Here is a 913-nt window from a genome sequence, read left to right as displayed (position 1 = left end):
CATAGATTAGCTGCAAAGTCCCTTGGCTTGCCTCTGCCTGGTAAGGTGTATAGGCAGTCAGGAACTCACCACGCATCGTCACATCCCACACAGCAGCAGGAATATGATGTTCGTAGGCACCGGCACCAATAAAACATAGCGCACCTTCGTCTAATTGAGCACGCTCGCTCATTAGCCGCATCATTTCCATTTCGCCTAAACCTTCAGGCACACCATTCAGTGGTTTGGCTCGTAAGTGAGCTGGAATTTCATCAAACAGGTCATCGACTTTGTCGACACCAATAACATCCAACATCTTCTGGATATCGTGTTCCGTATGAGGAATAAAAGGCATTACACACCCTCTTTGCAGCGAGTTCCCAAAGCATTCACTCAGGAACTTAAAAAATAAAAACCTTTGCCGACTTGCTTCACCGAAATTGCACGATCTAAACAAGTATCACAAAGGTCTGAAATAATTAGCTGGCAAATGCTATCAGTTACCAGCTGAAACACTAAGTTTCTTAGTGCTCTTCTGCTTCACAAATTTCTTTGTATTCGTCAGCAGACAATAAGCCTTCAAGCTCTTGAGGATCAGAGATCTTCAATTTGAAGAACCAGCCATCATCATAAGGATCGCTGTTAACCGTTTCAGGCGAATCTTCCAAGCCTTCATTGGTTTCTAGAACCGTTCCACCAACAGGAGAAAAGATATCAGATGCTGCTTTAACTGACTCGACAACACCGGCTTCTTCACCTGCTTCAATGACTGCATCAACTTCAGGTAATTCAACAAATACCACGTCGCCCAGTAGGTCCTGTGCATGATCAGTAATACCTATAGTAACGGTTTCGCCATCTTCTTCCAGACGAACCCACTCATGGCTAGATAGATACTTCAATTCTCCAGGGATAAGACTCATGTTTTGCAATC

1 protein-coding gene and 1 pseudogene are annotated in these 913 nt (G+C 44.1%); both read right to left on the bottom strand.

The genetic code is table 11. The features are described 5' to 3' along the window. Positions 1 to 334, bottom strand: a pseudogene (locus A3735_RS05150) (glycine dehydrogenase); the annotation flags it as partial. A gap of 169 nt (positions 335 to 503) precedes the next feature. Beyond that, positions 504 to 902, bottom strand: coding sequence for a glycine cleavage system protein GcvH (gcvH, locus tag A3735_RS05145; protein ID WP_068508150.1), 399 nt, complete (start codon positions 900 to 902; stop codon positions 504 to 506). Positions 903 to 913: the final 11 nt, after the last annotated feature.

This window comes from Oleiphilus sp. HI0061 (assembly GCF_001635675.1).
This window is presented reverse-complemented; position numbering and strand designations above follow the sequence as displayed.